Genomic DNA, 2,452 nt, shown 5'->3' on the forward strand with positions numbered 1-2,452 from the left:
AATATCGAGAATCTTTGGCAGTCGTAATGTAAAGACTTTAGAGACTATTGTTGTGGGGACGAGAATGTCTATTAAGTTATTGCGACTGCTTTTTAAGAATCACACTAAAGAACTTTGGCAGTTGTAATGCAAAGACTTTGAGACTATTGTTGTGGGGACGAGAAAATCTAAGTTTATTACAACTGCTTTTTTTGTTACTATAAAATTTGTAGGTTGACTATTATTGTGTGGTTTATTGTAACAACTGATTTTTTCAGGTCAATAGAATCTCTCTAACAAAGTAATTAGACCTGATAAAAATCTAATGAGAGCATATTGATATTGTCAAATATTGTAACATACACACCATTTATTAAGAAAGAATAAAATAGTATTTAAATTAATTAAAGAATGATATATTTGTATACAATTGCTTCTTTATTTAATAAATAGGTAATGACATAACCCCATATTTTAACTGAAAGAAATTAAACACCCCACGTTTTGTGATTTTCGGTTTTTTTATTTAATAGAAAATGGGATTATGAAAAAAATTATACTGTTTAAACTTGTTTTGGCATTTACGTTATTATCAACTAACGTTTTTTCTCAGATTGATTTACGTTCCGAATGTGGCGGAGATTTTGGATGTACATCTAATAATTATACGATTACCGATATATATTTAATCGATGCGGAAGAATACCTTTCCGATGGTATAACACCAAATCCAAATTACGGATTAGAACTTTCACAGGCATATCAAACTTGTACTATAGGTGTAACTAGAAGAGTTTCGATAGGAATGGACTATACCTCTAATAATAATAAGAATAATTATGCAGCAAGATTTTTTGCAGATTTTACAGTTGACGGATTACCTTATCAGGGAGCTCCAGATGCTTTTGTGAATCCTTATATTGGCACGTTGACACCAGGTGCTGGTTCTTTTAATTTATTAAATACAGGTTATAGTTTTGATTGGACTTGTGGACAGGTTCTAGAATTAAGTAATATGTTGGTCGCTTGGAGTACGAACGATCCAGGAGATTTAAGTGATCCTCCTGGTGGAGCAGGTTATGATTGCTCAACTTATAATAAGGCTCAATGTCAATTTGGTTCTGGTTCTGCAATAATTCATGCACCACTTGCGGTGGAGTACCAATATTCAGTATGTACTATTGGTAATATTGCAACGGTTAATTTTACAGATTTAACAACCGGTGGAGAATTACCTTATCAATATTCTTGGGATTTAGATGGTGGAAGTATTGTTCCAGGAAGTGTATTAACCGATCCTAATCCTGTTGCTACTTTTGATATTTCCCAAGGACCATATTCACCTACTTTACAGGTTACTGATGTAAATAATGTTGTTAGTACTTATAGTTTGCAGTTGACATTTCCAAGTGAATTAGTTCTTTCATATAGCAGTATAAATGCTTCATGTTTGGGCACTGGAGGTTCGGCAAATTTTGTTGCTTCAGGTGGAATTGCACCATATACTTTTACCGTTGATACAAATACGACAGGAGGGATAAGGAATAATTTAAGTCCAACTGAAATAGAATTTAATCCTGCTGGCACAGGTACTATAACAGTTACAGTTACCGATGCTACAGGTTGTTCCTCTCAGCAAAGTGTATTAATTTCTAATGAAACTGATAACGCACCAATAATTACCGGAGCAATTAATGACACGAATGTTAATGGCTGTGATATAAGTGTTGCACCGATTGCACAAACCACGGTTGCGGGACTTGAAGCGTTAGTTGGAAATCTTTTGATTTCAGACGATAATACACCAAAAACAGATTTAATTGTGAATAGTTCGGATAGTAATTCAAGTACTTGTCCAATAATTATAACAAGAACATATACTATTGAAGATGTTTGTGGAAACGTAAGTCTTCCTTTTGTTCATACTATATACATAGATACTCCTGATTTTACTCCTGCTCCGAACGGATCTAGTACGGTGGAATGTATAGCTGAAGCGCAAATTGCACCGGACCTTCCAGATGTGAATGATGCTTGCGGTAACCCGATTACTCCGACTTTAAAATCCTCTCCAAATGATATAATTTGTGAAGGGGAAATGATATGGGTTTATACCTATACTGATTGTGCAAATAATACTCATGATTGGACATACACCTACACGATTGATGTTTTAACAGCCCCGGTAGTTCCAGCGAATGCTTCTAGTACAGTTGAGTGTATAGGATTGGCGATTCAGCCAACGGCACCAGTTGTCACGGATGTTTGTGGAAATGGAATTATTCCTGTTATAACGGAGAATACGGATCCAGTTTGTGAGGGAGATAAGATTTATACGTTTACTTATACAGATTGTGCGGGCAATGTTTCGGTATATACCTATACTTATACAATTGATCTATTAGCCTTTACTTTACCAGCAAATGGATTTATGACAGTAACGGGTATAGGCGATGTTGTAACACCTACACCA

At 35.0% G+C, this 2,452-nt stretch carries 1 protein-coding gene; it reads left to right on the forward strand.

The window, feature by feature from the left end; all coding sequences use genetic code 11:
• Positions 1-523 precede the first annotated feature (523 nt).
• A partial coding sequence (locus RM519_RS13890) for an HYR-like domain-containing protein (RefSeq protein ID WP_489753986.1) occupies positions 524-2,452 on the forward strand: 1,929 nt, incomplete at its 3' end.

It is taken from the genome of Urechidicola vernalis (assembly GCF_031846385.1).
GTDB lineage: Bacteria > Bacteroidota > Bacteroidia > Flavobacteriales > Flavobacteriaceae > Urechidicola > Urechidicola vernalis.